The following is a 4,490-nucleotide window of genomic DNA, read 5'->3' as shown; positions in this document are numbered from 1 at the left end:
CGACAAGGAATACCGCACCACCGGTTACAACATTCCGGCGGTCGGCACGCTGATTGGCTTCTATGGGCCGCCGCGCCAATATAGCCTCAGCGTCCGTTACGATTTCTAGGAAGCTTCTGCATGACACCGTCTTACGATGATCTGTACTGGAAAAGTGACGATGGCCTGCGCCTGCATGCGCGTGACCATGCTCCTGCAGGCGCACAGCCGGCGCGCGGCACCGTGGTCTGCATCCCCGGCCTGACCCGCAATGGCGCCGACTTCGATGCGCTGGCCGCATCGCTGACTGCTGCGGGTTGGCGGGTGATCGCGGTTGACCTGCGAGGACGCGCAGGTTCGGAACGCGCATCGGACCCGTCCAGCTACAACCCGCGCACCTATGCCGACGACATGGTGGCGCTGCTGCGGTCGCAGAACATCGACAAGGCGGTATTCGTCGGCACCTCGCTGGGGGTGCTGGTCACCATCACCCTGGCCTCGCGTGCGCCCGGGCTGATCGCCGCGGCAGTTCTGAACGATGCCGGCCCCAAGGTACCGCGCGAAGCCCTGGCGCGGATCGGCAAGTACGCCGGCAAGCCCGTACCACCGATGGACCTGGCACAGGCCACGACGTATGTGGAATCCATCGGCAAGGCCGCGTTCCCGCGCTTTACCACCGACGACTGGCGCGCGATGGCGGTGCGCACCTTCCGCCAGCGCAGCGATGGCCTGCTGGAACTGGACTACGACCCGGCGGTGATCCGCACCACGCGTCCGTGGGTGCTGTGGCTGCTGCGCCCGGTGCTATGGCGCGCGGTGCGTGGCCTGACTGCACGCGTGCCGGTGCTGGTCGTTCGCGGGGCTTTGTCGGACATCCTGCCTGCCGATGTCGCGCGGCAGATGGCAGCCACCTCGCCCAACGCCCGCCTCGTTGAAGTGCCGGAGGTGGGCCATGCCCCGATGTTGTCCGAGCCCGAGGCGCGTGATGCGATCCTGGCATTGCTGGAGCGCGTGCGATGACTGCCGACGTTTCAACGGATGAGTTGCCTGCTGCCCTGCAGGCACTGCGGCAATGGGCAGCAAGCGAGCGGCTGGGCGGCAGCACGCGCATCGCGCAGTTGCGCATCGATGCCTTCGCCGACGCCACCGGTGACCACAACTGGATCCACACCGACCCCGCCCGCGCACAGACCGGCTTGCCGGGCGGGCAGACCATCGCGCACGGCTTCCTTCTGCTCTCGCTCACCGTCGAAGACGACGTGGCGGCCCTGGCCGGTTTTCCCGGCATCGCCCACGTACTCAACTACGGTTTGAACAAGGTCCGCTTCCTGGCGCCGGTGCCCAGCGGTTCCGAGGTGCGGGTGCGCTCGCAGCTGGTGTCACTGGAAGCGCGCAGACCCGGGCAATGGCTGCTGACCCAGCACAAGACAGTGGAAGTCATCCCCGCCGGTGAGGTGGCCGTGGTCGCCGAACAGCTGTCGCTGATCGTGCTCGCCGACTAGCGCCAACCGGCTGCCCGCCGGCCGCGGTTCTCTCTACACTGGAGCGATGTTGACGCCCTCCATCGTCCTGTTCGCCTGCATCGCGTGGACCGTGCTGCTGTTCGGCGTCGCCCTGTGGGGAGAGCGCCAGGGGCATCGGCTGTCGAAGATCTGGCCGGCCATCTACGCGCTGTCGCTGGGCGTGCACTGCACGGCATGGACGTACTACGGCGCCGCCTCGCAGGGCGTGCAGTGGGGCTTCCCGATCCCGCCGACACTGATCGGCATGGCGCTCATTTTTGCCCTCGGCCTGCCGTTCCTGGTGCGGCTGGGGCGGCTGGCCAAGCAGCACAACAGTGCCACCATCGCCGATCTGGTGGTCGCACGGCTGCGTGCCGACCAAGGGCTGGGCATCACCATCACCCTGGTCGCGCTGTTTGGCATCATTCCCTACATCGCGCTGCAGCTGAAAGCGGTCAGCCAGGGCCTTGCCGCCCTGCTCGGCGATCAGTTCGCGCCCGTTGGCTGGCAGCTGGACATGTCGTTCTGGTTCGCTCTGACGATGGCGGCGTTCACCACGTTGTTCGGCGCACGCAAAGCGTCGGCGACCGAACACAACCGCGGTATCGTAGTCGCGCTGGGCGTGGAATCGCTGTTGAAGCTGACCGCGCTGCTGGCCATCGGCCTGTATGCCGCGCTGTCGGTGCACAAGGCTGGCGCGCCGCTGCTTGAAAAGATGGCGCACCTTCCGCCGCCGGCAGTGGTGCCGGATTACCTGACCATGGTCGCGCTCGGTGCGATGGCCGCGTTCACCCTGCCCCACCAGTTCCACGTGGGCGTGGTCGAACTGCGGCAGTCGTCGGATCTGAAGACAGCGCGCTGGCTGTTCCCGGTGTACCTGCTGTTGATCGGCCTGCCATCGGTGCCGATGGCACTGGCCGGTGCCGCGCAGTTGCCATCTTCGGTGTCGCCCGACCTGTATGTGCTGGCCCTTCCGCAGGAACGCGGCCACCACCTGCTGGCGCTGCTGGCCTACCTGGGCAGCCTGAGCGCGGCCACCGGCATGATGATCCTGTCCGGGCTGACTCTGTCGATCATGCTCGGCAACCACGGCGTGGGCTCGCGGCTGTTCGCCGGCGTCGATGGCGGCGTCACCACCGCCGATCTGCGACCGCGCGTGCTGGCCTTCCGTCGCGCCGGCATCCTCGCCGTGTTCCTGATGTCGTGGCTGTACAGCCGCGCGATGAGCGGTACCGAAGCGCTCAGCGATTTCGGCCTGATGTCGTTCACCGCGCTCTCGCAGCTGGCCCCGGCAGTGCTGCTGGCGGTGTACCGGCCGCGCACGCCCTCCCTGGCCATCATCGCCGGCATCGTGCTGGGCTCACTGGTCTGGCTGTGGCTGGTGCTGCTGCCGATGGTGATCCCCGCCCCGCCGCCGTCGGCCAGCCCAGACGGGCTGCACTGGCTGGCGATGTTCTCGCTGCGCATGCAGCCGGGCCATATCGCCATCAGCATGGGCGCAAGCCTGGCGGTCAACCTGGTGACCGTGGTGCTGGTGTCGCGAGCGGTGCGCCCATCGATGCCTCGGCAGCGCGACGCGGTGGCCGCAGCATCGTTGCGCAAGACGGCCGGTCGCTTCCTCGGCCAGGAACGCGCACGCCAGCTGATGGACGGGCATGCCGGGCAGATGCTGGATGACGAGCGGGTCACCGCCATCGAGCGGGAGCTGACCGCCGTGGTCGGTGCGGGCATGGCACGCCTGCTGGTGGAGGCCGCCCGCGATGGTGGCGCTGCACCGCTGGACGCCGTTACCCGCGCGGTCGGCGAAGCCACCCAGGTGCTGCGCTTCAACCAGCGCCTGCTGGAAGCCGCGCTGGAAAACATGAGCCAGGGCATCAGCGTGGTCGATGCGCAGTTGCAGCTGGTGGCCTGGAACAGCCGTTATGCCGCGCTGTTCAAGTTCCCGCCGGAGCTGCTGCAGGTCGGACAGCCGGTGTCGAACCTGACGGCGTGGGCGTTGGGACAGTTGAAGATCGGCGACACCCCCGGCGACTCGCGCGACAAGGCGTTGCAACGGCGGGTGGTACACATGCGGCGCGGCACTCCGCATCTGTCCGAGCGGATCTTCCCGGACAACACCATCGTTGAAATCCGCGGCAACCCGATGCCCGGTGGCGGCTACGTGGCCACCTTCACCGATGTCACCGCTTTCCGGCGGGCAGAGGACGCGCTCAAGCGCAGCAACGAAACCCTGGAGCGCCGGGTGCAGGACCGTACTGCCCGGCTGGAGCAGGCCGTGCATGAAGCCGAACGGGCCAACGTGGCCAAGACACGCTTCCTGACCGCTGTCGGCCACGACCTGATCCAGCCCCTGCATGCGGCGCAGCTGCTGACCGATGCCATGTCGCAGCACATCGAATCGGAGTTCCTGGACAGCTTCCTGCGCCAGATTCGTGGTGCGCTGGACTCCACCGACGATCTGCTGTCGGGTCTGCTCGATATTTCGCGGCTGGAAGCCGGTGGACTGGTGGCCGATCCGCGCCCGTTTGCGCTGTCGACCGTGCTGGACCCGCTTGCGCAGGAGTTCGCCGTGCTGGCCGCGGCGCGCGGCCTGCAGTTCCGCCATGTACGGACCCGCGCGTGGGTGCACAGCGACCCGTTGCTGCTGCGTCGGGTGCTGCAGAACTTCCTGGCCAATGCCATCCGCTACACTCGCCATGGCGGCGTGCTGCTGGGCGTGCGTCGGCATGGCCAGACGCTATCGATCGGCGTGCATGACAGCGGACCCGGCATCGCCCCGGAGCAACAAGCGGTGGTGTTCGAGGAATTCCATCGTGGCGATCGCAGCAACGGCCAGGGCCTCGGCCTTGGCCTGACCATCGCGAGCCGCATCGCCGACCTGCTGCATGCGCCGCTGCAATTGCACAGCGTGCTCGATCGCGGCTCGACCTTCTCCATCACCGTGGCGCGGGCAGTGCCGCCTGCGGCCCCGCGCACTGAACCTGCCGCTGGCAACAGCAGCATCAAGGG

The 4,490-nt window shown here is 67.7% G+C and carries 3 protein-coding genes; all 3 read left to right on the top strand.

The window, feature by feature from the left end:
* Positions 1 to 120 precede the first annotated feature (120 nt).
* Positions 121 to 999 carry an alpha/beta fold hydrolase gene (locus AB4Y84_RS14140; protein WP_442243594.1) on the top strand — a complete coding sequence of 293 codons (879 nt, stop codon included), beginning with the start codon at positions 121 to 123 and terminating at the stop codon, positions 997 to 999.
* Complete coding sequence (locus AB4Y84_RS14135) at positions 996 to 1,481, top strand: MaoC family dehydratase (RefSeq protein ID WP_442243595.1); 486 nt, start codon at positions 996 to 998, stop codon at positions 1,479 to 1,481. Before AB4Y84_RS14140 ends, AB4Y84_RS14135 begins: the two co-directional genes overlap by 4 nt.
* 46 nt (positions 1,482 to 1,527) lie before the next feature.
* Positions 1,528 to 4,490 (top strand): PAS-domain containing protein (locus tag AB4Y84_RS14130; RefSeq protein WP_442250312.1); only part of this gene is annotated, 2,963 nt, incomplete at its 3' end.

Origin of the sequence: Stenotrophomonas sp. 2YAF22 (assembly GCF_052114665.1) — a bacterium.
Taxonomy (GTDB): Bacteria; Pseudomonadota; Gammaproteobacteria; order Xanthomonadales; family Xanthomonadaceae; genus Stenotrophomonas; species Stenotrophomonas indicatrix.
Note: the sequence above shows the minus strand (reverse complement) of the source record. Positions and strands in the feature narration are given on the sequence as shown.

Bases quoted from the DNA above. Each gene is read 5' to 3' on its own strand.
- AB4Y84_RS14140 (WP_442243594.1), top strand. From the start codon at position 121: ATGACACCGTCTTACGATGATCTGTACTGGAAAAGTGACGATGGCCTG.
- AB4Y84_RS14135 (WP_442243595.1), top strand. From the start codon at position 996: ATGACTGCCGACGTTTCAACGGATGAGTTGCCTGCTGCCCTGCAGGCA.